This is a genomic window from Psychrobacter pacificensis (genome assembly GCF_900101915.1).
Classification (GTDB): Bacteria; Pseudomonadota; Gammaproteobacteria; order Pseudomonadales; family Moraxellaceae; genus Psychrobacter; species Psychrobacter pacificensis.
The window spans coordinates 1-24,064 of sequence record NZ_FNAL01000010.1; the positions used below are offsets into that span (position 1 = coordinate 1).

Genomic DNA, 24,064 nt, shown 5'->3' on the forward strand with positions numbered 1-24,064 from the left:
AACAGACTCATATCTAACCCCCTTTGCTGACGACAATAGCGCGATGGCACCACCTGATCCCTTCCCGAACTCAGAAGTGAAACATCGTTGCGCCAATGGTAGTGTGGTTCGCCCATGTGAGAGTAGGTCATCGTCAGCTCCTTATTCCTGATTAGCCCCTTGATACGTTAGTATCAAGGGGCTTTTTTTTGCTTACGATATAGACTTATACTATTCAATTGATAAAAATTATTTTTAAAAGCTTTGAACTATAAAACATAGTTTTTTTTAAATCAAGGATGAAAAATGGATAGTTTGTTGGTTTCTTTAGTTGTAGGAATTAGTAGCAGCCTTTTTGCCACAGCTTTATTTATATTAGTTAGTGAGTTTTTTAGGAGAAAAGTTTTGCCTTGGTATGGCGACAAAATATATAGAGGAGTAAGAATTGATGGAGACTGGGAGGTATGCGAATTTAAGGGAGTAAATCTTAGAGACCTCAAAGATAGTGATGGTTTTATCAAGCCATCCCTTAAGCAAAGTGGTGATGTTGTTGAGGGTATATATTCTCATAAAGGAGGTGATGAAGAAATTGATCAGTATGTGCTTCAAGGTCGTATTAGGGATATGTACTTTCTTGCTACAGCAGTCCCAAAGTCTAATCGACATGTAGATGCTATTACATTACTTCTTTATATAACTAATAGTAAATCGCGACTAATTATGACTGGAGGGCTTACTCATAAAAGTACACCAGGTAAGGTTGACTGCACGTTAGGTGTTGAGTTTCAGTGGAAGAGAACCTAAAAATCCTATACTCTACAATACTTATCACATATTAATTTTATCTATTTTCTTTAATTGAATACATCGGCTGTATTGTATACATAATTTTCTCAATATTTATAAGTTTAGAGATTAATTTTCTATGTGAAAAATTCGAAGTGCTATGTATTTATCACAATTCTAATTCCTAAAACAACTCACCCATCTCAAACTTTTCTTCAAAATCAAATCTTAACTGCTCATTCTTACGCAGCCGCATGAGCTCGATACGTAGTTTACGTCCTGCGATAAGCCTTAGTACCTCGCGTTGCTGCTCTGTCGTCATATCATGCCATCGTTGGCGCTCGGCTCGACTGCGCAGGCATCCAAAGCAATAGCCTTTTTTGTTGCTTTGACAGACACCGATACAAGGGTTGTCAATGTCGAACAGCTCAAACTGTTGATTCATGGCGACTCCATTGCTATGACCGTCATTCCTTTGACTGGTACCAGACGATTATGACCATATTATTATGTCGCAAATATTGACTAATAGTGTGCCGTTTTATTGTTATTATTTTTGTGCATCGGGTGCTATGCTTAGCGTCACTGGTCTATATAAGACAATCATAACAAAATTAATAAGTGAGATGATACGTGAACCTGATTTATATCCATGGACTGGACAGCGATGCAAACTCGACTAAAGGGCTGCTGTTAGAAAAATATTGCCAGCAGTATCATCCTGATATCAATGTACTGCGTCCTGATTTGAATAAATCGCCTGCGCAAGTGCGTGAGCAGTTGTTGTCATTGATAGAAGGGTTAAATAATAGCCAAGATGAGCAGACGGGATCGTCCAACACGGTATTGGTCGGTAGCTCATTGGGTGGGTATTTTTCTACCTTAATCAGTAATCAAATAGATTGTCCTGCATTGCTGCTAAATCCTAGCACGCAGCCTCACGTTACGCTACAGCGCTTTTCTGATAACTCAGCATCAAATCAAGATAGTAGTGATGAGTCATCGGATAATAAAGTCCTGCATACGACGGCGGGCGGTTGGCGTATTACACCGTCAGATTTGCAATGGTTTGCAGATCATCAAATTTCTCAAGTTATTTATCCCAATAAAGTTGCTGTACTGCTGAAACAAGGTGATGAGCTATTAAACGCTGAGTTGTCCCAGGCCTTTTATCAAAGCCAGGGCGCATCAGTAACCGTACAAGCAGGAGGAGACCATCGCTTTAGTGACTTTGGTGAGCAGCTACCGATGGTGATAGAGATACTACGAGAGTTAGTAAGGTCTTAGATAGACGACATTATATGACGTGAACGATGGACTATTGACCTTAACGTCGCTGTTTTTGGTTATAATGGTTTTATAGAGTTAAACGCACATGAATAGTTAAGGATGCATTTGTGAGTCAATATAATGCGCAATCGTTAGAAGTTTTAGAAGGGCTGGAACCCGTACGTCGTCGCCCAGGTATGTATACCGATACCACGCGACCAAACCATTTGGCGCAAGAGGTCATTGATAACTCGGTGGATGAAGCGTTGGCGGGTTATGCCAAAACCATCAAAGTGCAGCTGCATAGTGATGGATCGCTGTCTGTCGAAGATGATGGGCGTGGTATGCCAACCGATATTCACCCTGAGTTTGGTCAATCCGGTATTGAGCTGATTTTGACCCGTTTGCATGCGGGTGGTAAGTTCTCGACTTCTAATTATGAAGTATCGGGCGGTCTGCATGGTGTAGGTATCTCCGTCGTCAATGCGCTATCTACGCGCGTTGAAGTGACGGTATGGCGTGATAGCACCCAGTTTGATATGGCGTTTGAAAATGGCGCAGCCGTGACGCCGTTGACGGAATCAGTCAGCTCAAACAAACGCAAACGTGGCACCAGAGTGCACTTCTGGGCCGATGGTAGTTTCTTTGATATGCCCAAATTTAACGTTAAGCAGCTCAAGCACAACTTGAAAGCCAAAGCGGTTTTGGCCGCGGGACTAACGATTGAGTTCACCGATGATATCAATGATGAAAAGGTCGTTTGGCAATTTACCGATGGGGTTGTCGAGTATCTAAGCGAGCAATTAGATGGTCTTGAGACACTACCTGAAGCACCGTTTTATTATAATTATGATGCAAAAGCGGGCGAACGTGCGGGTGTGACCTTTGCCTTGTCTTGGCTGCCTGAGGGTGGTACACCGATTCAAGAAAGCTATGTGAACCTGATTCCGACAGCGCAGGGCGGTACCCACGTCAATGGTCTGCGTACAGGTATCCTAGAAGCGTTACGTGAGTTTTGTGATATTCATAACTTGCTACCGCGAAGTGTGAAGCTAACCGCAGAAGATGTGTGGGATGGGGTGAACTATATCTTATCCCTGAAGTTTTCTGAGCCGCAGTTTTCTGGTCAAACCAAAGAACGTCTCTCTAGCCGCGAAGCTGCAGCCGCTGTACAGACCTTGGCAAAAGATGCCTTTAGCTTGTGGCTAAATCAACATGCGGATATGGGCACGCAGATTGCTGAATTGGCGATTAATAAAGCAGGACGTCGCCTAAAGTCAGCTAAAAAAGTCGCTCGTAAGAAAATCACACAGGGACCCGCACTGCCGGGAAAATTGGCGGATTGTCGCGGTGATTTGCGCGATGGCGCAGAGCTGTTCCTAGTAGAGGGTGACTCGGCAGGCGGTAGTGCTAAGCAAGCACGTGATCGTCACTATCAAGCGATATTGCCACTGCGGGGTAAGATTTTGAATACATGGGAAGTGTCGTCAGATACGGTACTATCAAGCCAAGAGATTCATGATATTGCTATTGCGATCGGTGTGGATCCTGCCTCTGATGATCTGTCCGAGCTGCGCTATGACAAGATATGTATCTTAGCAGATGCTGATTCTGATGGCCTGCACATTGCGACGCTGATCTGCGCGTTATTTGTGAAGCATTTCCCTGCGCTAGTGGATGCCGGTCATTTATTCGTTGCCATGCCGCCGTTATACCGTGTCGACGTGGGTAAAGATGTGCATTACGCGCTAGATGAGCCAGAGCTTGCGCATATATTAGCCAAGGTACCGGGCAATAAAAAAGCGCAAATCACGCGCTTTAAAGGACTGGGTGAGATGAGTGCTGAGCAGCTACGTGAGACGACGATGAGCCGCGATACGCGCCGCTTGGTGCAGCTTGATATGGACGATATGGTACTGACCAATGGCATCATGGATATGCTACTGGCGAAAAAACGTGCCGCTGATCGCAAGTCATGGCTTGAGAGTAAAGGTAACTTAGCCGATATTGCGTTATAGAGTTACAAAGTTTTTAAACGATTTTCACACAGGGATAAGCGTTAAGCGTTATCCCTTTTTTATGACTAAAATCTAGTCAAGCTATACAGATAAAGCAAAATATAAATAATAAGTTAGTCCGCTCAGGTTAATGCTATGATGGGGTATTCTCATTGTGTAGTGCTATTATGTCCTCAAACCCAAAAACCAGTCCCACTGCTAAACCTACTGCGAACAGACGCTCTAAAGTATTGCCTGAGCTTAATAAAAAAGATCTGGGCAACTTAATCCCTAAGCGCGGCGGTAAACTGACTCCTAAAATAGGTCGTATGCTGATGAAGTCGGCGGGCTGGAAGACCGTAGGTTCTATCCCTAATATCTCACAAGCGGTGGTCTTGGCTGTCCCTCATACCTCCAACATCGACGGGATATATGCGCTACCTTGCTTGTTTGCACTGGATCTCAAAATCAGTATTATGGGCAAGCATACGCTGTTCAAAATACCAGTGCTGGCGCAGCTCATGCGCTGGCTTGGTATCATACCTATTAATCGCGAAGCCAAAGGCTCAGTGCTACAAGCGAGTATCGATAAGTTTAAAAATAATAAGACTTTGTTTTTGGGTTTAGCGCCTGAAGGCACGCGCAAATATACTGACAGCTGGAAAACTGGGTTTTATTACTTGGCAGTAGGAGCCAATGTACCTATCTTACCAGTAGCGTTAGATTATAATACTAAAGAAGTGCGATTTTTGGAGATGGTTTACCCGACGGGTAATATCGAAGAGGATTTGCCAAAGATTTATGCCCAGTACGGCGGGGTAATGCCTTATCATCCTGAGCGGCTCTCACAGCCGCTACAAGATGTTAATCAAGCCTTCTTTAAAGGATAATCGTAGAGTAAAAGGATAATCGTAGAGTATAGCAGGTTTAGAAATTAGGCTGTCCGTTCGAGGCGCTCACGCCGCCATCGACAGGCAAATTAACGCCCGTAATCATCGCCGCATCTTCGCTGGCTAAAAAGGTAATCGCGGCGGCGATATCTTCAGGAGTCACAAAGCGTCCTAGAGGGCAGCGTGCTAAAAATTTATCGACCTTTTCTTGATCTTCTCGCATGTCTTTGGTCATGTTGGTCTTAGTCGCGGTAGGGTTGACCGCATTGACGCGCACACCATCAGGGCCATGATCCATCGCTAACGTACGTGTCAAGTTGGTGACGCCTGCTTTGGCAGCGTTGTAAGCGGCCATGTTCCAATCACCGCCGATACCTGAGAGTGATGAGACATTGACGATATTGCCTTGTGTCTTGATGAGATGCGGCATTGCAGCCTGACAGACATAAAAAGTACCATTTAAATTGACATCAATAGCTGCGTGCCAATCCTCACTAGATAAGTCCGTTATTTTGCCTTCCATACCTTTGCCCGCATTATTGACGACGATATCGAGCTTTTCAAACCTCTCAATCACTCGTTTTACCATTTCTTGTACTTGGCTTTGTACACTAATATCACAGGTGATGGTCATGTAGTTGTCGGTATGAATCCATGTATGATCTTCTGGAAACTGTTTTGCGGTCTCCTCTAAAGTTTCAGAGGTTCGTCCCACTAGTACCACAGTCGCGCCTTCATTAGCGAAACGCAGAGCAGTGGCGCGTCCCATACCTGAGCCGGCTCCAGTGACAATGACGGTTTTTTCTTTGAAACGCTTCATAATGCTCAATCCTTGTTATTATATAGTGCTTATTAAAATTCGATAAACGTACCTGACATTGATACGTGAGCGCAGCTTATAACTATAAGATCCACGCACAAGCATTGCTGCTTTGATATCATCATAACAAGTCATTACGTTGAAAGCGACTGCGTCTGATAGTGCTTATGTAGCGTAATTTTACATTCGTAAAAATGTTGAAATGCTGATGACTATGTTTATAAATATGCCACCATTTTAATCAGCCAAAATGTCATTCATCACATATCATAAGATTATAAAGGGCTAGAATCTGTGTCTCATTCGTCTACTATAATATCCGATGGGGGCTACCTTGCTAGTGAGCTGGCCTGTTACTTACAGACAGCAGCGGTAGACATCGCTCTGGCTGGTATGCAGACTACTGAACAGCAATATGATGCTCGCTATAGCGCACGCTCGTATCATTACCAGCTCTCGTCGGGCAAGCTGCAACTGCTGGCACTGACATTATACTTGCCAATGAGTACAAGCTCAGCTGATATTGAGCGAGCACGTATGACTGCTATAAAAGCTGCGCTGGCATGGCATAAATCTTCATTGTCTCAAAATGAACATGTTGCACAGACTCATGATATTTTGGTTTTCGATATTCAGCTGACTGATAATGTAGTAGATGGTCATAAGAAAAATACTGATAGTCAGGACAGCAAGCAATTAAATCACTTGCAACATGCTTTTGGTGCTCGTTATTTTTTGGAGGACTTGGTTGTAGACATGAGTGAGGGCGGGCAGCAATTGCAAGTCTTCAGCTGGCATGACTGGCACTCAATACTGGTTGCGGTACAGACACCCTGTGAGTTATGGCGGTTTTTGAATTATCACTTAGAGCAACTACAATATTCGGTTATCAGTCATGTCCCAAGTTTTGTATCAGAAGAAGTGCTAGTCGCTGAATTTTTGCAAAGCGCCTCTTTATTCACACCTGCGATCACAGTAGACAATGCACTTAACAAGTACGACATTCAGGACAAACCTAATCCAGCGTTGGTGGCCATGGCGCTTGCATATAAGAATCAGAGCACGACTGCGCAGATGTACCAACAGCATATGCAGCAGGCAGCCACGCTATGGTCACAGCTCAGTACACAAATGATAGCAGCATATGCTGATAAGCAGACATCTAGTAATGACCAAGAATCATCAACTGAGCCGTTGGGGTTTCGTTGGCAGCAGCAACTATTAGATGAGTCTTTATTTTCGCGTCATGAGCTGATCCGTACGCTATATAGACATCCTAAGCAAAGTAAGACGCTGCAACAAGATGGTTATATCGTACATCAGCATTCCTACGAAACCTTGGGGCGGCATTATGTACTGATATTCTATGGACAAAACGCTCAAGCAAAGAATAGCAAAAATGTTATTCAACCGAATCTAGCAAAAATTGCACAGGATGTTGCGACTCGATTGCCAATAGCAGAGCTGCATCATATCGTTGTACTCGGTATCGACTTTATTACTGAGGTAAATGAAACGTTCATCGATATTGATGTGTGGATTCAGTCAGTGGACGCGATGACGCAAAGAGAGCGACAGCTAACCAAGCAAATACAACAATTAAAGAGTAAAAAGTCGCTTCAAAATACGCAAAAGGCAGAGAAGCAAGCTGCTCAAAACTCTGAAAGTCATCCTCAATCTGACAAGTTGCCTCAAGTACGTCTAAGCCTTTCTATACCAGCGCGAAAGAAATAATGAGCACGTAACATATTTTGAAAATCGAGCTGAGTATTCTGCTAGAAGCTGCTGTAAGTCTAACTTATACTGACACTCACAAAAAAAGACAGCCTAGGCTGTCTTTTTCTTATCTAAGAGTAGGTAATTACTGATACTTATTTATTGATATCATCGTTAAGATCATTACCAGGAAGGATTTGATTACTGTTATAGATATCATTGGTATCAGTATCTACGCGAGGAGTGTCAATCACATCAGTGCGCAAATCAGTAGTTGACGTGCTAGCAGCTGAAGGTGTGTTGTCACGAACTGAATCAGCAACTTTTTCTTGCGTTGATGAGCTTGGCTGCAGCGTGGATTTTGCTTTTGCTTCGTCGCGCTCACGATCCATTCTATCTTGCATTTTACGTAGGAAACGTGCGGCTGCTTCTTGACCACCAAGACCAAATGATAGGGCAAAGGCGACGGCGACGGCACCTAGCGTTAGACCAAATGCTAGATTCACGATTGAATCTGCAATACCCATTGCTTTTAGACCCATAGCAAGTACAAGGCCCATAATCAATACACGCACAATGTTTGCTAAGAATTGTGAACCTTGTTCAGAACGCTCAACAACACCTGCAATAATATTGGCAAGCCAAAATCCAATGAACAGGATAATCGCACCTAAGATGATGTTAGCGCCAAATGCGATAAACATCGTAATAATTGCTGAGATAGGCTCGAAACCTAGTAAATCAGCAGCTGCGATAGCAGCAAATAGCATAGCAAAGAAGATAATCGCATAAGCAACTAAGTCAGAGATTCTCTTGTCACCCATAGTCTCTTGCAAGCCAACTTTGGCAGGCATTTGATTGATTTGAGTGTTTTCAAGCAATCCTTTGACGATATTTGCAACCATACGTACAACATAAAAAGTCACAAATAAGATAGCCACTGCCATGAAGATGTTAGGCAATGCTTCCATGATTTTATTCAACATATTGGTCGCAGGGCGAGCAATAACGTCGATTTTTAATGCGTTCAAAGCAGCAATAATCGTTGGGATAATAACCACTAAAAATGCTAGCGAACCGGCAATATTAGGTAGGCTGTTTTGTTCACTTAAGCCAGCTTTCGTCGCTAACTCTTGAACATTAAAAGTAGAAACAAGATTGGTCACAATGCCGCGTACGACTTTGGCAATGATATAACCAACAACAAAGACCACACCAGCGATTAGGATGTTAGGGATAAAGCTGAAGATTTTGTCGACCATATTAGTCAATGGTGCAAACAAACCATCAAGCTCTAGCTGACCGAGTACCATGGTCAAAACAACCAATAAGATGAACCAGTAAACCATATCAGCGATGGTGCTGCTCATTGGTTTTACGCCTGCTTGTGCGCTTAGACGCTCGTCCATTGTCGTTTTAGAAAGCGCCGCATTGATTGCAGTGCGTGCGACAGTGGCGATAACCCAACCAATTACACCAAGCGCGATCGCACCGACGAGGTTAGGGATAAATGCCAATACTTGATTAACCATATTTGCAAATGGCGCCGAGATTGAGTTTAAATTTAGTTGGTTAAGCGCCCCTGAAATAGCAATGATAAAAATAAACCAAAAAACAATCTTGGAGATAATTCCCTCAAGATCGTAAGTTTTACCGGTTGAAGAGTTCATACGTTGATTAAGATTGACTTTAGATAGGACACCGCGCACAAGTGCTGCGATACCAAGTGCGACCAGCCAACCAATGATAAATATCAAGATAGCGCCAATGATAGAACCGATAGGCCCACCAAGATAACCGTTAAAAGATGTATACATTGGGTTCATCTTATCCTCCTTGAATCATTCTATAGGTAACACTCAAAAGTATTGTTATTACAATCACTGTTGAATGAGACAAATATACAGATAGTTTATTATAAATAGTGTCTTTAAATTGAGTTATGGGAAGATATTATCATTTTCGAATAAAAGTAATTATCAAAAGTATCAGGCTGGTTTTTAGTTATCGCTTTGCTACTGACAATCATATATCAATGATAAATACCAACATTCGATTACTTATCTCCTTACCTAATTTAGCTTAGCCTATGTATTGATGGATTTAAAGATAGAAAGCTTTACCTGCCACTATATTTGTGTGATAACTTGTTATTATAATAGGAAATATTAACACAGACTGTACATTCGCCCGATAATTTCATGTAAAGCGTGGTTCCCAAAACTAAGATTTGTTATTATAGAGCAATGTGACATCTCGCCACTATTCTTACAATCAGAGAGTAATCTATCAGAGAGTAATCTATGAAAAAAATCACTACTTTAAGCATTAGTGCCCTTGCTAGTGCTATGTTGTTAATGACAGGCTGTAGCACCAATAACGGCAGTCAAGAAACAGCTGCTCAAAGCGTTTCTATCACAGAGCAAAGCTCAGCAAGTGAAAAAGTGGGCTATAGCTTAGGATTCATGATGGCAGAAGGCAATAAAGAAGCTGTCAAAGATTTGAACCTGGATACTTTTGAAAAAGGTTTCCGTGATGGTTACGAAGGCAATGATTCAGCATTGACCCAAGAGCAAATGCAAGAAGTATTGATGACGTATCAAAAAGAGCAAGAAGAGCAGTTCGCAAAAGACATGCAAACCAAAGCAACAGAAAATAAAACTGCTGGCACAGCATTCTTAGCAGAAAATGCGAAAAAAGAAGGCGTGAAGCAAACGGATTCTGGCCTGCAATATAAAGTATTGAAAGAAGGTACAGGTAAATCGCCAAAAGCAACTGACGTGGTGGAAGTGAACTACGAAGGTAAATTGATCGATGGTACCGTATTTGACAGCTCATATGAGCGTGGTGAGCCAATTGAGTTCCCACTAAACCAAGTAATCGCTGGCTGGACGGAAGGTCTACAGTTGATGAAAGAGGGCGGCAAGTACGAGTTCTATATCCCATCAGACATCGCCTATGGCGAAGCGGGTAACGCTGGTATCGAGCCAAATAGCACGCTTATCTTTACGGTTGAGCTATTAAAAGTAAAGTAATGCGCGGCTGAAGCATTCATCTATAAAAAAAGCCTTCATAATGATTATGAAGGCTTTTTTATGCGCAGAGGTTTTATATCAGTTTGTCTATAAATTATAGGTTTTTTTGAAAGACTTTAGAGTTGCGACCATTGTGGTACTTCTCCAGACGTGCTGCTGGTAAGGCACTTGCCTCAACTTCCGCAAAGCCTTGCTCAACGAACCAATGGGCGGTACGCGTGGTCAGTACAAACAGTTTATGTAGACCATGGCTGCGCGCTTGCTGCTCTAAAAACGCGAGCAAATCAGCACCGCGGCTACCATTGCGATATTCAGGACGTACGGCAACACAAGCGACTTCTGCGGACTCTGCGTCTAGCGTATGCAAGGCTGCACAACCCAAAATCATACCATCACGTTCGATGACGCTATAGTTGTCGATTTCTTGCTCTAAGCGTTCACGTGAGCGGCTGACTAAGATACCTTGCTCTTCTAGAGGGGATAACAGCTCGATAAGGCCAACGACGTCATCGATATTGGCACGGCGAATTTCTTCGTAAGGATCATGGCTAATTAGCGTACCAGAACCGTCACGAGTGAATAATTCTTCTAATAATGCACCGTTTTTGGCATAGGAGATGATATGCGTGCGATGGACACCTTGACGGCAAGCCAAGCTTGCGCAGTTCAAGAAATAATTGATTTCACAGTTCAAATCACGGTCACGTAAGAAGCGATCCACTTCGTTAGGAATCATCTCATGTAGCAAACGATCACCATCATTGATACCTGCTTCTTCGCCTAAAAATATCAGCTTATCAGCACCCAGCTCTACTGCGGCGCTAAGTGCAACGTCTTCAGCGAGCAAATTGAACACTTCACCTGTCGCAGAGTAGCCCATCGAGCCCAATATCACGATGTGGTCATGCAGTAGGTTGTTTTTGATGGCCTCAACGTCAATAGAGCGCACTTCACCCGTCATTTGATAATCAATGCCTTCACGAATGCCATAAGGGCGCGCCGTGACAAAATTGCCTGAGATGGCGTCAATACGTGAGCCGTACATCGGCGAATTGGCCAGTCCCATCGACAGCTGTGCTTCGATCTGTAAGCGAATTGCGCCAACCGCTTGCAGGATAGCGGGCATTGCGGCACGCGGCGTGATACGAATGTCTTGATGCAGCGGAGATTCAATATTGTCGTCTTTTAGGTTTTTTTCGATCTGCGGTCGCGCCCCGTGTACCAGTACCAGCTTGATACCCAAACTATGGAGCAAGGCAAAGTCATGAATCAGCGTGCTGAAGTTAGGATGATTGACCGCTTCACCGCCAAACATAATCACGAAAGTCTTACCGCGATGCGTATTAATGTATGGGGCAGAGTTACGGAACCAATGGACGTATTCAGGGTTAATCTGTGGCATGGAACTAGTAGTCATAATGGGAGCAGTAGTCGTTAGAATAAGAAAAAGGGCGTAGCAAAAAAATGCCTAACGCTAAAGATTTACCATAGCAAAAAACGCGGTTATGAGCTATCTTTTATTTCAGCTGTGTTGAGGTCTTTTTATTGCCCATCGGTGATATACACAACCTCAACACGGGGTTAATGTACCCACAAATGCTTTTTGCTATGCTAAGCGCTATTGCTTTACTGTCAATGAACGAAGATAATCAATAAAAATAATGAATCTGATTCTTTTAATTATTGACTATGTGTTAAGAAAACTCAGTTTTTGCCATCTGTGCTTTACCGATATATCAATCAGGGATAATGAGAATTATGAAAAAAAGTAACCAATTTGCTAGCCCATTTAGTGCTTGGAGCGGTCATCGCTTATTTCACGTTGTTGCCGGTACGCTCATCGGTGCGATGGTAGTCACGCAGGCATCTGCCATGCTGCCGACACCAGAGCAAGCAGTTGATAGCTCAATGGCAGTTCAAGCCAATACAAATGCGAGCAGCAACTCAAGTGCCCAAGCGGTTAATAGTAAAATCACAGCATCGTTGGTCAGTGTTGATGCCAATGGACAAGAAGTACTCGTCCCTGTCGATACAAATACTCGTTTGCAATCAGGTAACGTATTGGAGTATCAAGGCTACTTTACCAACACCAATGCCGATCGCGTCCGTAAGATGACGGTCACCATGAGTATTCCGGATCAAGTAGAATTGCTTGGTACAGTGGCACCTGAGTTCCCATATGGGAGTGTCGATGGCAACAACTTCGCCCGTATGCCACTACGTACCAAGGTAGACAATCAACTACAAGATGTGGCACTAAAATACTATAAAGCGGTTCGTTGGGATCTTGAAGGTGTCGGTTTGAACGACACCGTTGCAGTGAAATATCGCGCGCGCGTAAAGTAACGCTAAGACTTTTATAGTAAAAGTTCGTCAGATAATGATGTTTATTATTGATAAAGCACCACCGTTTATAACCGTGGTGCTTTTTTATGCATTGGATTTAATGTCGCTTAACTCTTGTGATGAGTACGCAATAAAGTTAATTAAAGCGTCGCATATTTGCTAGTAGATTTCTCTCGAATCAGCTGTTTGATGGCGTTAATTTTTGGCGTCGTGGCTTGTGCACCTGCTTTTATCAGCGCACGACGCTGCCTGGTATCTATTGAGCTATTACGACCGACATTAGGCGTAATGACAATGTCCGCGCGATCTCGTTCGCGGCTTATTGATGGGGAGCGATTGGTAGGGGATACGATATTGGTTTCGAGAAAGCCCCAAAAGTCGCTTAATGAGCTGATGGTTAACGCTCTATTATCAGTAGGCCCATTAACTTGAGCGGCAGTCACATCAACAGCAATAACAATATCAGCGCCCAAGTCGCGTGCGCTGTCAACGGGTACGAGGCTGACCACGCCACCGTCAATATATTTTTTGCCGACTTTTTCTGGAATACGTGGGGCAATAAAAATATTGGGCACGCTACAGGATGCTTGGACAGCAAGCCCTGCGTTACCTGTGGTAAAGACGGCTTTTTTTAGGGTGTTTTTTTCTGCTGCAACGGCGGCAAAGGCAATTGGAAAGTCTTCTATGACTTGTCCGCGAACTTTTTCATTCACAAAGTTTTTGAGTTTGATGCCTTCGACAAAGCCTTGATTAGACAACGTAAAGTCCGTCAACTGGCTATCGGTGGTGGTCAGTGCCAACTGCTCAAGCTGTAACGGCGTGTATCCACTGGCATACAGGCTACCGATTAAACTGCCGACACTCGTGCCGACGATCAGGGTAGGTTTGATGCCATTCTCTTCCAATGCCTTTATCACACCCACGTGGGCAAACCCTTTGGCACCGCCGCCACCCAAGACCAATGCGACGCTAGGTAACTCCACGATAGGCTCTGGCGTTTTAGGTGTTTGAGCAGTGGGTGTTAGGGTACTGCAAGCACTGACGCATAACCCAGCTACGGCAAACATGCTAAGACGTAATATACTTAAACCTTGATGAGACGGTCGATATAGAGCAGAGTCTGACATAAAAAACACCTTATAAAATGACCGTGGTTTATAAAAACCATGATGCAGAAAAACCATGTTGTAGAAAATAAGACAGCTACTATTTATATATAGTCAATCAATATTAAAAGTGGTACAAGGCAGACGAGTGCAAGTACTACAGTAGTAGGCTAAACGAGTCTAACGCTGTAACACTTTAATAGTGGTTCGACTATAATAGATGTAAACAAGTTGTCTTAAAGGGTTTTGCAGTCATGACGGAATAGCTTAGCATAAGTCATTGACTGTTCAGCTATAATGAGATGAATCGATATTTATATTTTGCTGTTTTTACGGGTCATTTTATGACAATCTTTCTTAGGTGAGTTATATTTAAAACAGCCGATGACATAGATAAAAATAATAAATAACCTTGTTAGGATCTTTGATGCCAGTATCGATGAATGTTTCTTCAGCCAATTCAGCAGACCATATAAGGTCTGACTTGCCACTCTCGGCGTTAGATATGCCAGTGACAGCGTTGGCAGGTGTTGGGACAAAGGTAGCTGAGCAATTGGCACAATTGAATATCAAGCGGATATTTGATTTGCTACTGCATTTGCCGCGTGATTATGAAGATCGCAGTCGACTGGTATCAATCGCAGAAGTGGCGCACGGACAGTCGGCTATGATTACCGGACGTGTGGTCCATGTCGATACTAAACGTAGCGGCATGACCGTAACTGTGGATGATGATACGGGCACCATAGCTTTGCGGTTTTTTAAAGTCTATCGCGGCCTTGCGCAGACCATGAATGTGGGGACGCGATTACAGCTGTTTGGTGAAGTCAAAGTCAGTCGTTACGGCAAACAAATACACCATCCTGAATATCAAGTTATCACAGATAATATAGCTACGACTGATACGGGTCTACAGCCCATTTATCCTAGTGTGAAAGGCTTACACCAAAATAAGCTACGGACTTTGATCAAACTGGCCCTGCAAACAGTTCGTAGTCAGGGTCTACCGATGACGTTGTTTACGAAGGAGGATTTTGCCGTCGTGGCTGACTTACCATTAGTACCTTTTGAGCCAGCCAAATCTGTACTGCTAGAGACAGAGTTTCCAGAAGATATTTTTTCGACATTGGCGCGAAGTGTGCCTGATCATGTGATTGGTAATAGTGTGAATAGGCCTACTACGTCCATTTATGACGTCAATAATGATAGCCATAGCGCAGCTGCTCGCATCGCTCATAGCAATGTTTATAACTTAACGATATTTGAAGCGCTAGTACTGCTGCATACACCGCCGACTTATACCAACGCAAGTCAGCAATATAAGCTGTTGACCCAACTGACGGCGCGTACTCATGCTGCCTGTCAGCGCTTGATTATCGAAGAGTTAACCGCCCATCAGCTCAGCTTGTTGTACCGTCGTCAGCAGCTGCATCAGCACAAAGCACCCAAATGTACGACCCACAGTCCGCTAGCTGATAAGCTGTTTGGTGCATTGCCGTTTGATCTAACAGGTGCACAAAAACGAGTGATGAAAGACATCACGACTGATATGGCAACCTCTATCCCAATGCTACGACTGGTACAAGGTGATGTGGGCGCTGGCAAGACGTTGGTTGCAGCAGGAGCGGCGGGTTATGCGCTTGATAGTGGTTGGCAGGTGGCAGTCATGGCGCCGACTGAGATTTTAGCAGAGCAGCACCTCGTGAACTTTAAGCAATGGTTTGAGCCGCTAGGTATCGGTGTGGGTTGGCTTGCGGGTAAGCAAACTGCCAAACAGCGCCGCGAAGCATTGGAAGCGGTTGCGGAAAACACGGTACAAATTGTCGTTGGTACGCATGCCTTGTTTCAAGAGCAAGTACAGTTTGCCAAGCTAGGGCTCGTGATCATTGATGAGCAGCATCGATTTGGTGTTGAGCAGCGTATGGCATTGACCAATAAAGGCGTGGCCAATAGCACACCGCATCAGCTAATCATGACCGCTACCCCGATTCCGCGAACGCTTGCCATGAGCGTTTATGGCGATATGGACACCTCCATTATTGATGAGTTGCCGCCAGGGCGTACCCCCATTACCACGGTGACCATCGATCGCAATCGCCGCGATGAGGTGATCGAACGTATTGCCGTGAATTGCGAGGCAGGCAGGCAAGCTTATTGGGTGTGCTCCTTAGTCGAGGCGTCTAGCGTGCTCGATGCACAAGCAGCTGAAGCCACGTATGAAGATTTAAATGAGCGCTTAGACATTCGCATTGGCTTAGTACACGGCAAAATGAAGTCTGCGGATAAACAAGCCATCATGCAGGCGTTCAAGGCGGGTGATTTGGATTTGTTAATTGCCACAACCGTGATTGAGGTGGGGGTCGATGTACCCAATGCCTCACTCATGGTGATCGAAAATGCGGAGCGTCTAGGGCTTTCACAATTGCATCAGCTTCGCGGGCGCGTCGGGCGCGGCTCAACCAAGAGCTTTTGTGTGTTGTTATACCAAAAACCGTTATCAGAAACAGGCACAGAGCGTTTGAACGTGCTACGTGATAGCACCGATGGTTTTGTTATCGCTCAAAAAGACTTAGAGCTGCGCGGGCCGGGTGAACTGCTCGGTAAACGTCAGACAGGCAATATTGGCTATTGTTTGGCCGATCTTATCCGTGATGAGCAGTTATTTGCGATTGCGCAGCGTTTGGCCAAGCACTTGATTGCAGACCCTACCAGAAAAGCGGATGTCAGCCAACTGATTCACCGCTGGATGCCTGAGGCGAGTCGTTATACCAATGCTTAAAAGGGCTATTATTATATACCGTTTGGATATCTAAAACGTTTGACTCAATCAATTGATTGATTAATAATGACCCATGACAAAATTATCTGAAATTGACTTTGAAACCGCGCTTGATCGAGTCGAATCTGAACCTAGTAGTAGCGCCGCCTCTATTTTACGATGCGCCGAAGCGCTGTTTTCGGCTAAAGGCTTTAAAGCGGTTACTACTCGAGATATTGCCAAGGCTTCTGGCAAGAATATTTCCACCATTCACTTTCACTGGCAAAGCAAACGGTCGCTGTATGAAGCGGTATGTAGAATGCATGCTCGTCAGCTGTTGGCTTTTGTGTCTCAAACAGAAGCCGCGATTGCAGATAGTACACTTGAGCCCGCCCAAGCGTTAGAGCAGTGGATCGATAAAACTTTGGATTTACTGATTGAGAATCCAGCGATTGCTAAGCTAGCGTCACAGAATATCTCAGTACAAAATAACCCAGAAATGGTGACTTTGTTTGAACATGACATTCAAGTATTGGCGCGGTTTCAAGGCTATCTGTCTACATTTCTTGGTCCAACTGACGATCATACTAAGCCATTGCGCCTGTTCACCTTGCTTTATTTTACCATCGGTATGTTTACAGACTCGTCACTACAACAAGCCACGCTTGGCGGGTCGGTTTATGAGCAACCAGAGTTACAACAACAGCTTAAATCGTTTGCAAAAAATCTCGCAATGAGCTTGCTACAAAGAAATAGCGCACTAACCACTAATTCATAAGCTGTTCTGACTAGTGGCTGTCCAGTAATTGTTTTTGAGTAATGGTTTAAGTGAGCGTTTAAGCGCTGCTTTTATTATTATCCGTATTTATAGAGACCGACTATGAGTGACTTTAAAGACCCTGATAATAAGCAAGAACCGACTAGCGGACAGCAAACCAATATTGAGACACCTCAACACGCTGAGCTACCCCCGTATCGTCAAGCTGAGGCTACCTCTACCAATAAATCTGCAAAACTACCCCCGTTGCTCATACCTGCATTGATTGCGGTGCTGGTGATTGGGTTTGTGCTAGGTAAGTATTGGGGCGGTAGTGCAGACGAGTTACGAGAGGAGCCAGTCGCCTCTAGTGGTGTGGCAGGTGGCAATGAAGCTGATAGCACTGCGAGTATGGAGCAGTCTGTTTTGTCAGTAGAAACCGTTAGCCCAAGCCAAGATGATATCGGTCGCACACTTAGCGCTGATGGCACCATCAACGCCAAAGATATCGCTAGTGTCAGTGCAAAAGTCAGTGGTGTGGCCATCGAGCGTGTATTGGTCGAAGAGGGCGACCGCGTGAGAGCGGGGCAAGTGCTCGCAATGTTTGATACCGATGCGATGGAGCAGCAAGTGCTGCAAGCTGAGGCAGATGTGGCAGAGGCAGAAGCCACACTTGCCAACGCCAGCGCCGATGCGGCCCGCGTATTGCCACTCATCGATATTGACGCCATTAGTAAACAAGAAGCCGATCGCTACCGTACTTCTGAGGTACGTGCCCGCGCAGCTTTGCAAGCATCCAAAGCCCGTTTAAGCAATCAGCGTTTGACCCTTGATAATGCCACAGTAGTTGCGCCAGTCAGCGGCGTCATCAGTGATAAAATGGTGGAGGTCGGCATGGTCGTCGGCATGGTCGCAGGCGGTGAACCGCTATTTACCATCATAAAAGGCGGGGAATTAGAATGGCGCGCAGATATCGATCCAAAGCTTGTCGGCGATATCAATATTGGTACACCTGTACGAGTCGCTCTACCCGGTGATGATAGTGTGATGGGACAGGTGAACCGTATCGCACCGACGGCAGATAATAATCGCCAAATCACCATCTATGCTAGCCTAGCGGCCAACGCAAAAGTACGCGCTGGCATGTATCAAACGGGTGAGTTTTTATTGGGTAGCAGCAACACCCAAACCGTTCCTAACAGTGCGGTGGTCAGCAATGATGGCTATGACTATGTGATGATGGTCACACAAATTCGCACCAACCACGCAGCGCAAAAAACAGGCCGTATCAAGCAGCAGCGTGTGAGTTTGGGTGAGCGTCTCGGCGATAGTGTGGCGGTCACAGAGCCATTGCCGAGCGACAGTCAAATCGTCAAGCAAGGCGGTAGTTTTTTAAACGATGGCGATTTGGTGCGCATCGTCGATGGTCTTAATCAATCCAATAATAACGCTGATACAGCTTCGCAGGCGCGCTCATGAGCCTAAATGTATCTGCTTATTCGATTAGAAATCCGTTGGTCGCTATTTTGCTGTTTGTACTGCTGACGTTGGGCGGTATCTATGGCTTTATGCAAATGAAGGTGCAGCAGTTCCCTGACATTGATTTGCCTGCCGTGGTAGTGACCGTCACCCTGCCTGGCGCGGCACCTACCCAGCTCGAAAACGACATTGCCAAAAAAGTCGAAAATAAGCTGACCAGTATCGAAGGTGTCAAGCATATTCGCACCACCCTACAAACCGGCGCTGCCACCATGGTCACTGAGTTTGTCCTAGAAAAAGACATCCAAGAAGCGGTCGATGATGTGCGCTCAGCCGTCGGTGAGGTGCGAGGGGATCTGCCAGCCGCGGCCAATGATCCGATTATTACTAAGGTCTCAACCGCAGGGTTTCCGGTGGTGACTTATTCTGTCGCCGCAGAAAACATGAATGTGGCAGATCTGTCTTGGTTCGTTGATGATACGGTCACCAAACGGTTATCTGATATCCCTGGTGTCAGTACCGTTAGCCGTATCGGTGGCCTGCAGCGTGAGATCACCGTGGCAGCGGACCCGATTGCGCTCAGTGGTTTAAAGTTTCCTATCTCTCAGCTATCGCAGCAAATCGCTGGGATTCAGCAGGACAGCTCAGGTGGTGAAGCCGAGGTCGGTAAAACCACGCAAACCATTCGCGTGCTTGGGGCGGTCGAGCGCGCAAGCGAATTAAACGACCTACAAGTGGCCGTGCCGACAGGTGGCACGCAAGCGCTTGGACGTATGGCGCAAATCACCGATGGTGCTGCTGACCCAAGTTCGATTGCTAAGCTCGATGGGCAGACGGTGGTGGCGTTTAACATCACCCGCTCGCGCGGTGCCAGTGAGGTCGAGGTCATGGAGCGCGTCGATGCCGAGCTTGCCAAACTGGCGGCCGATACGGGTAATATCAGCATCGAAAAAGTCTATGATCGAGCCACCCCTATTGCCGAGGATTATCAAGCATCACTGCGTATGCTGATAGAAGGTGGACTATTGGCCGTCGTGGTGGTGTTTTTATTTTTGCGCAATATCCGTGCGACCATTGTCGCAGCTGTGGCGTTGCCATTGTCCGTTATTCCTACCTTTTTGGGTATGTATCTGTTTGGCTTTAGTCTCAATATTATTTCTTTATTGGCATTGTCATTGGTGATTGGGGTGTTGGTCGATGATGCCATCGTAGAGGTCGAAAATATCATTCGTCATCTGCGTATGGGCAAGACACCTTATGAGGCGGCGATGGAAGCGGCTGATGAGATTGGTCTGGCAGTCGTTGCTACTACCTTTACCTTGATTGCTGTGTTTTTGCCGACGGCCTTTATGGGCGGTATTGTTGGGCAGTTCTTCCGTCAGTTTGGCTGGACAGCGGCTTTATCGATATTTGCGTCCTTGATGGTAGCGCGACTGATCACGCCGATGATGGCAGCTTACGTACTGCGGCCAGAAAAAAATCGCGTGGAAAAACAAAGCGCGCTGATGGATTGGTATCTTAAGATTGTTTCATGGACCTTACGACAACGCTGGATCACCATCGGCGCAACTTTGGTGCTGTTTGTCGCTTCATTGATGCTGGTGAAGTTGCTACCGACCTCCTTTATTCCTGACAATGATATCGATCAGACGCGTGTTGAGATTGAGCTGACGCCAGATGTGGCGCTCGAAGATACCGAGCGCGTGGCAGCGATGGCCAGTGAGCGTATCTTGGCCATGCCCGAAGTGACCAATATCTTTACCTCGGTAGGGGAGGCGCAAGCTGCTATGGAGCCCAGCTCTGGCGGCAAAGCCGAAAATATCGCAGGGCTAGATATCGTCCTTGCGCCACGAGCAGAGCGTATCTCTAAGCAAGAGATTGAGCGTAAAATCAGTCATCTGCTCGCGGAGGTACCTGGCGCACGCTTTACCGTTGGTCTATCGAGCGGCGGCGAGACGGGCTATAACTTTTCTTTGACCAGTACCAATCCAGAGGTGCTAGAGCAGACCGCCCAGCAGATTATGACTGAAATCCGAGCGCTGCCTAGCGCCGGCGCAGTGACCAGTGACCGTAGCCTGCCGAGGCAAGAGCTTACGGTCATGCCTGACAGACTGGCAATGGCAGATAAAGGCGTCACCACGCAAGATATCGCCACCACGCTACGAGTGGCGACGGTCGGCGACTATGAGCAGCGCTTATCTAAGCTTAATCTCGATACTCGGCAGATTCCTATTGTGGTGCGACTGCCTGATGTCGCCAAACAAAACGTCAGCCAATTAGAAGGCCTATACGTGCCAAGCGCGCTGCCTGCAGGACAAGGGGTACGCGTGGGCGAGGTGGCCGATCTAAACTTTGGGACAGGCCCGGCCCAGATCAACCGGCTCGATCGTGAGCGCGCCATTAGTATTACTGTGCAGCCTTCTGATGGCGAGCTTGGCGACTTGGTGCAGGCGGTCAAGTCGGTACCAGCGATGCAGACGCTGCCGCCATCGATTACCATCATTGATCAAGGTCAAGCCGAAAATATGGCGGAGCTGTTTAGTGGGTTTATCATTGCGATGTCGGTGGGTGTGGTCTGTATCTTAGGCGTTCTTATTTTATTATTTGGCCGTTTATTGCAGCCATTTACCATTTTGATGGCACTGCCGTTATCGATAGGCGGCGCGTTTGTGGGTTTGGTCATTACCAATAGTAGTCTGTCGATGCCCTCGATGATTGGTTTTATTATGCTCATGGGTATCGCAACCAAAAACTCAATCCTACTCGTCGATTACGCGTTGATTGCTCAGCGCCGCGGGCTCGCGCGTTTTGAGGCCATTATGGATGCCTGTCGCAAGCGTGCGCGGCCTATCATCATGACCACCATTGCGATGGGTGCAGGCATGTTACCCCTGGTCTTTGGTTGGGGTGATGCTGATCCTACGTTTAGGCGACCGATGGCGGCCGCCGTATTGGGCGGTCTGGTCACCTCAACGCTCCTCAGTCTGGTAGTCATCCCAGTGGTTTATACGTTGATGGACGATGTGTCAGGATGGTTTGCCAAATGGCTGGTGCCACATGGGAAGAAGAGAAGCCCACATATTTAACATACTGCAATACACAGTCATCATGATGATCATGCACCCCATACGTGACTACCGCGTATGGGGTTTTTTGATACTTCTCACAACCAAACTATCATAGAACCCATATGCCTTTTTACCTATCGTTTAATTGTCTGATATATCAATACGTTATAGTAACGCCATTATCAAACCGTATTCTATGATTTGTCATTAGGAGGCACTCATGAAGCTAACCGCCATCATTTTCAGTATGGTCGCCGCCTTATCACTAACCAGTTGTGCAACGCGGCAGGCAGCCAGTACCGACTGGACCCCATATCTCAAATCCATGCAAAAAGGCTGTGATTATCCTAACCCGACAACCAGCAGCTTGCCCATAACGTATCAGCAGTCCATTATTGATACCGATACACGTATCAAACCTTACAATTCGTCTGATGAGGAGCAACTGGAGCATTTGGACGAAACCATCACCACTTACATGCTAAATAACGCGACCGCCTTTGGTAAACAGCTCTCAAAAATTGAATATCTCAGCGGTTTTGAATGGTCGCATTTGAAGCTGTATTTTGCCAATAACCCACAGTCGCTACGCAGTGAATTCACGCTGCCTGTTGATAAACATGATATTAACACCGTAACCAAAAACGACAGTAGTGGCTATCAAGTGACGGGCGAGGGCTACAAACATTTAACCTTTGATAAAAAAGACAACAGCATTACCTGTGGGTTTGGGGTGTAGCGAAGAGCAAGGTTTTTAGTGACCGATATATTTGAGCGTTTTCATACGTAAAGACTTAAGCCTCAAGATAGCAGTGCTGTTATCTTGGGGTTTCTTATATATAGAGATGTAATTTATTCAAAAAAACAAGCAGGTCATTTTCTTAAAATGAATAAAATTCATCTTATACTAAGTTTATATCGTTTTTATTCATGTTAAATATTTGCTTAAATATACCCATACAGACATTTAGTATTATCTCAATTTGTAGGGTAGGAATCACCATGACTAAGCCTTTTGCATGCTCAATCAAGCACATTCGTTTTGATGAAAACTATCAGCCTGCCAGCAGCACGCGCATGACGACCAACTTTGCCAATCTGGCGCGCGGCGAGCAGCGTGAAGTCAATCTGCGTAAAGCGTTGACCATGATTAACAACCGCTTTAACGCGCTGGCACATTGGGACAACCCCAATGCCGATCGTTATTCGGTCGAAGTGGACATCGTGTCTGCCAACATGGATATCGAAGGCAATGGCGATGCGTTCCCTGTGATTGAGATGCTACAAACCACCATCGTGGACCATAAAGAAAACAAGCGCATCGATGGCATGATTGGCAACAGTTTCTCATCTTACGTGCGCGATTACGACTTTAACGTGGTGCTACTGGAGCATTTTAATAAGCACCCAAATGCCAAAGCGCCTGACGACTTTGGCGACTTACACGGCAAATTGTTTCAATATTTATTGAACTCAGAGGCCTACAAAGCCAACTTTAACAAACAGCCTGTGATTTGCTTGAGTGTCTCAACCAGCAAGACCTATTACCGCACCACCAATGTGCACCCTGTGCTGGGCGTAGAATACAAGCAAGATGAGTATTCATTGACCGATGACTATTTTCACAAAATGGGCTTGATTGTGCGTTACTTTAAGCCTGAGGGCAGCGCTGCACCATTAGCGTTTTATTTTGCGGGTGATTTGACCAGCGATTACACCGATCTTGAGCTGATCAGTGCAATCAGCACCATGGAGACCTTTCAAAAGATTTATCGTCCTGAGATTTATAACGCCAATTCAACGGCAGGTCAGGTCTATCAGCCAAGCCTAAAATACCAAGACTACTCGCTGACGCAAATTGTTTATGACCGTGAAGAGCGTAGCCAAATGGCGGTCAAACAAGGCAAATTTACCGAAACGCATTTTATCAAGCCTTACCAAGATATTCTTGAAGCATGGGCGGCCAATTACGCTGTAAACGAGAACGTCGCTTAAAAAATCCAAATATAAAAGCGCACGCTATAACACCTAAAATAGAGACATCTGAAATAGAGAAGA

Annotated in this window: 18 protein-coding genes and 1 rRNA gene; 14 read left to right on the top strand and 5 right to left on the bottom strand. The window is 45.4% G+C overall.

Features of this window, described 5'->3' with window-relative positions:
- Positions 1-25: 25 nt before the first annotated feature.
- Both rrf and BLR43_RS07390 read left to right on the top strand, forming a co-directional pair.
- Positions 26-139, top strand: a 5S ribosomal RNA gene (gene rrf, locus BLR43_RS07385).
- A gap of 146 nt (positions 140-285) precedes the next feature.
- Complete coding sequence (locus tag BLR43_RS07390) at positions 286-783, top strand: hypothetical protein (protein ID WP_093070042.1); 498 nt, start codon at positions 286-288, stop codon at positions 781-783.
- 166 nt (positions 784-949) lie between these two features.
- Here BLR43_RS07390 and BLR43_RS07395 read toward each other — a convergent pair whose 3' ends face one another.
- On the bottom strand, positions 950-1,210 hold the full coding sequence (locus BLR43_RS07395) for a DUF1289 domain-containing protein (RefSeq protein WP_093070045.1): 261 nt from the start codon (positions 1,208-1,210) through the stop codon (positions 950-952).
- A 188-nt stretch (positions 1,211-1,398) separates the two neighbouring features.
- On the opposite strand from BLR43_RS07395, the gene BLR43_RS07400 reads away from it, so the two are divergent.
- The 3 genes from BLR43_RS07400 (at position 1,399) to BLR43_RS07410 (ending at position 4,921) form a co-directional block, all read left to right on the top strand.
- Entirely contained in the window at positions 1,399-2,052 is a 654-nt protein-coding gene (locus BLR43_RS07400; RefSeq protein WP_093070047.1) for a YqiA/YcfP family alpha/beta fold hydrolase, read from the top strand.
- Between the two features lie 110 nt (positions 2,053-2,162).
- Positions 2,163-4,052 carry a DNA topoisomerase IV subunit B gene (gene parE / locus BLR43_RS07405; RefSeq protein ID WP_093070050.1) on the top strand — a complete coding sequence of 630 codons (1,890 nt, stop codon included), beginning with the start codon at positions 2,163-2,165 and terminating at the stop codon, positions 4,050-4,052.
- 167 nt (positions 4,053-4,219) lie between these two features.
- Positions 4,220-4,921: a lysophospholipid acyltransferase family protein gene (locus BLR43_RS07410; RefSeq protein WP_093070053.1), complete on the top strand. Its 702-nt coding sequence runs from the start codon at positions 4,220-4,222 to the stop codon at positions 4,919-4,921.
- A gap of 37 nt (positions 4,922-4,958) precedes the next feature.
- Here BLR43_RS07410 and budC read toward each other — a convergent pair whose 3' ends face one another.
- A complete protein-coding gene (gene budC, locus BLR43_RS07415) occupies positions 4,959-5,741 on the bottom strand; it encodes a meso-2,3-butanediol dehydrogenase (protein WP_093070056.1) in 783 nt (260 codons plus the stop codon).
- A gap of 294 nt (positions 5,742-6,035) precedes the next feature.
- On the opposite strand from budC, the gene BLR43_RS07420 reads away from it, so the two are divergent.
- Complete coding sequence (locus tag BLR43_RS07420; RefSeq protein WP_093070059.1) at positions 6,036-7,475, top strand: hypothetical protein; 1,440 nt, start codon at positions 6,036-6,038, stop codon at positions 7,473-7,475.
- 137 nt (positions 7,476-7,612) lie between these two features.
- Here BLR43_RS07420 and BLR43_RS07425 read toward each other — a convergent pair whose 3' ends face one another.
- The gene (locus BLR43_RS07425) at positions 7,613-9,283 is read right to left on the bottom strand and encodes a mechanosensitive ion channel (RefSeq protein ID WP_093070061.1); all 1,671 of its coding nucleotides are present in this window, start codon (positions 9,281-9,283) and stop codon (positions 7,613-7,615) included.
- Positions 9,284-9,760: 477 nt separating this feature from the next.
- On the opposite strand from BLR43_RS07425, the gene bamJ reads away from it, so the two are divergent.
- Complete coding sequence (gene bamJ, locus BLR43_RS07430; RefSeq protein ID WP_058025059.1) at positions 9,761-10,492, top strand: BamJ family beta-barrel-assembly machinery protein; 732 nt, start codon at positions 9,761-9,763, stop codon at positions 10,490-10,492.
- Between the two features lie 94 nt (positions 10,493-10,586).
- Here bamJ and argA read toward each other — a convergent pair whose 3' ends face one another.
- A complete protein-coding gene (gene argA / locus BLR43_RS07435) occupies positions 10,587-11,909 on the bottom strand; it encodes an amino-acid N-acetyltransferase (RefSeq protein ID WP_071002725.1) in 1,323 nt (440 codons plus the stop codon).
- Positions 11,910-12,250: 341 nt separating this feature from the next.
- On the opposite strand from argA, the gene BLR43_RS07440 reads away from it, so the two are divergent.
- Positions 12,251-12,838 carry a hypothetical protein gene (locus tag BLR43_RS07440; RefSeq protein WP_058025061.1) on the top strand — a complete coding sequence of 196 codons (588 nt, stop codon included), beginning with the start codon at positions 12,251-12,253 and terminating at the stop codon, positions 12,836-12,838.
- Positions 12,839-12,978: 140 nt separating this feature from the next.
- Here BLR43_RS07440 and BLR43_RS07445 read toward each other — a convergent pair whose 3' ends face one another.
- Positions 12,979-13,965 (bottom strand): patatin-like phospholipase family protein, encoded by a 987-nt coding sequence (locus BLR43_RS07445; protein WP_093070063.1) that lies wholly within the window; start codon positions 13,963-13,965, stop codon positions 12,979-12,981.
- 406 nt (positions 13,966-14,371) lie between these two features.
- Between BLR43_RS07445 and recG the strand changes: the two genes are divergently transcribed.
- The 6 genes from recG (at position 14,372) to BLR43_RS07475 (ending at position 24,001) form a co-directional block, all read left to right on the top strand.
- Positions 14,372-16,723 (top strand): ATP-dependent DNA helicase RecG, encoded by a 2,352-nt coding sequence (gene recG, locus BLR43_RS07450; protein ID WP_093070065.1) that lies wholly within the window; start codon positions 14,372-14,374, stop codon positions 16,721-16,723.
- A gap of 73 nt (positions 16,724-16,796) precedes the next feature.
- Complete coding sequence (locus BLR43_RS07455; RefSeq protein ID WP_071002728.1) at positions 16,797-17,480, top strand: TetR/AcrR family transcriptional regulator; 684 nt, start codon at positions 16,797-16,799, stop codon at positions 17,478-17,480.
- 102 nt (positions 17,481-17,582) lie between these two features.
- Complete coding sequence (locus BLR43_RS07460) at positions 17,583-18,938, top strand: efflux RND transporter periplasmic adaptor subunit (RefSeq protein ID WP_083328910.1); 1,356 nt, start codon at positions 17,583-17,585, stop codon at positions 18,936-18,938.
- Positions 18,935-22,024, top strand: a complete 3,090-nt coding sequence (locus BLR43_RS07465; RefSeq protein ID WP_093070068.1) for an efflux RND transporter permease subunit — start codon at positions 18,935-18,937, stop codon at positions 22,022-22,024. The genes BLR43_RS07460 and BLR43_RS07465 overlap by 4 nt, the downstream gene beginning before the upstream one ends.
- A 202-nt stretch (positions 22,025-22,226) precedes the next feature.
- A complete protein-coding gene (locus BLR43_RS07470) occupies positions 22,227-22,745 on the top strand; it encodes a hypothetical protein (RefSeq protein ID WP_093070071.1) in 519 nt (172 codons plus the stop codon).
- Positions 22,746-23,008: 263 nt separating this feature from the next.
- Complete coding sequence (locus tag BLR43_RS07475; protein ID WP_093070073.1) at positions 23,009-24,001, top strand: DUF1852 domain-containing protein; 993 nt, start codon at positions 23,009-23,011, stop codon at positions 23,999-24,001.
- The last annotated feature ends 63 nt before the right edge of the window (positions 24,002-24,064 follow it).

What these genes read in the sequence shown, in the direction of transcription:
- BLR43_RS07390 (WP_093070042.1), top strand. Translation starts at nt 286, where the DNA reads ATGGATAGTTTGTTGGTTTCTTTAGTTGTAGGAATTAGTAGCAGCCTT.
- BLR43_RS07395 (WP_093070045.1), bottom strand. Translation starts at nt 1,210, where the DNA reads ATGAATCAACAGTTTGAGCTGTTCGACATTGACAACCCTTGTATCGGT.
- BLR43_RS07410 (WP_093070053.1), top strand. Translation starts at nt 4,220, where the DNA reads ATGTCCTCAAACCCAAAAACCAGTCCCACTGCTAAACCTACTGCGAAC.
- budC (WP_093070056.1), bottom strand. Translation starts at nt 5,741, where the DNA reads ATGAAGCGTTTCAAAGAAAAAACCGTCATTGTCACTGGAGCCGGCTCA.
- BLR43_RS07425 (WP_093070061.1), bottom strand. Translation starts at nt 9,283, where the DNA reads ATGAACCCAATGTATACATCTTTTAACGGTTATCTTGGTGGGCCTATC.
- bamJ (WP_058025059.1), top strand. Translation starts at nt 9,761, where the DNA reads ATGAAAAAAATCACTACTTTAAGCATTAGTGCCCTTGCTAGTGCTATG.
- argA (WP_071002725.1), bottom strand. Translation starts at nt 11,909, where the DNA reads ATGACTACTAGTTCCATGCCACAGATTAACCCTGAATACGTCCATTGG.
- BLR43_RS07440 (WP_058025061.1), top strand. Translation starts at nt 12,251, where the DNA reads ATGAAAAAAAGTAACCAATTTGCTAGCCCATTTAGTGCTTGGAGCGGT.
- BLR43_RS07445 (WP_093070063.1), bottom strand. Translation starts at nt 13,965, where the DNA reads ATGTCAGACTCTGCTCTATATCGACCGTCTCATCAAGGTTTAAGTATA.
- recG (WP_093070065.1), top strand. Translation starts at nt 14,372, where the DNA reads ATGCCAGTATCGATGAATGTTTCTTCAGCCAATTCAGCAGACCATATA.
- BLR43_RS07455 (WP_071002728.1), top strand. Translation starts at nt 16,797, where the DNA reads ATGACAAAATTATCTGAAATTGACTTTGAAACCGCGCTTGATCGAGTC.
- BLR43_RS07460 (WP_083328910.1), top strand. Translation starts at nt 17,583, where the DNA reads ATGAGTGACTTTAAAGACCCTGATAATAAGCAAGAACCGACTAGCGGA.
- BLR43_RS07465 (WP_093070068.1), top strand. Translation starts at nt 18,935, where the DNA reads ATGAGCCTAAATGTATCTGCTTATTCGATTAGAAATCCGTTGGTCGCT.
- BLR43_RS07470 (WP_093070071.1), top strand. Translation starts at nt 22,227, where the DNA reads ATGAAGCTAACCGCCATCATTTTCAGTATGGTCGCCGCCTTATCACTA.
- BLR43_RS07475 (WP_093070073.1), top strand. Translation starts at nt 23,009, where the DNA reads ATGACTAAGCCTTTTGCATGCTCAATCAAGCACATTCGTTTTGATGAA.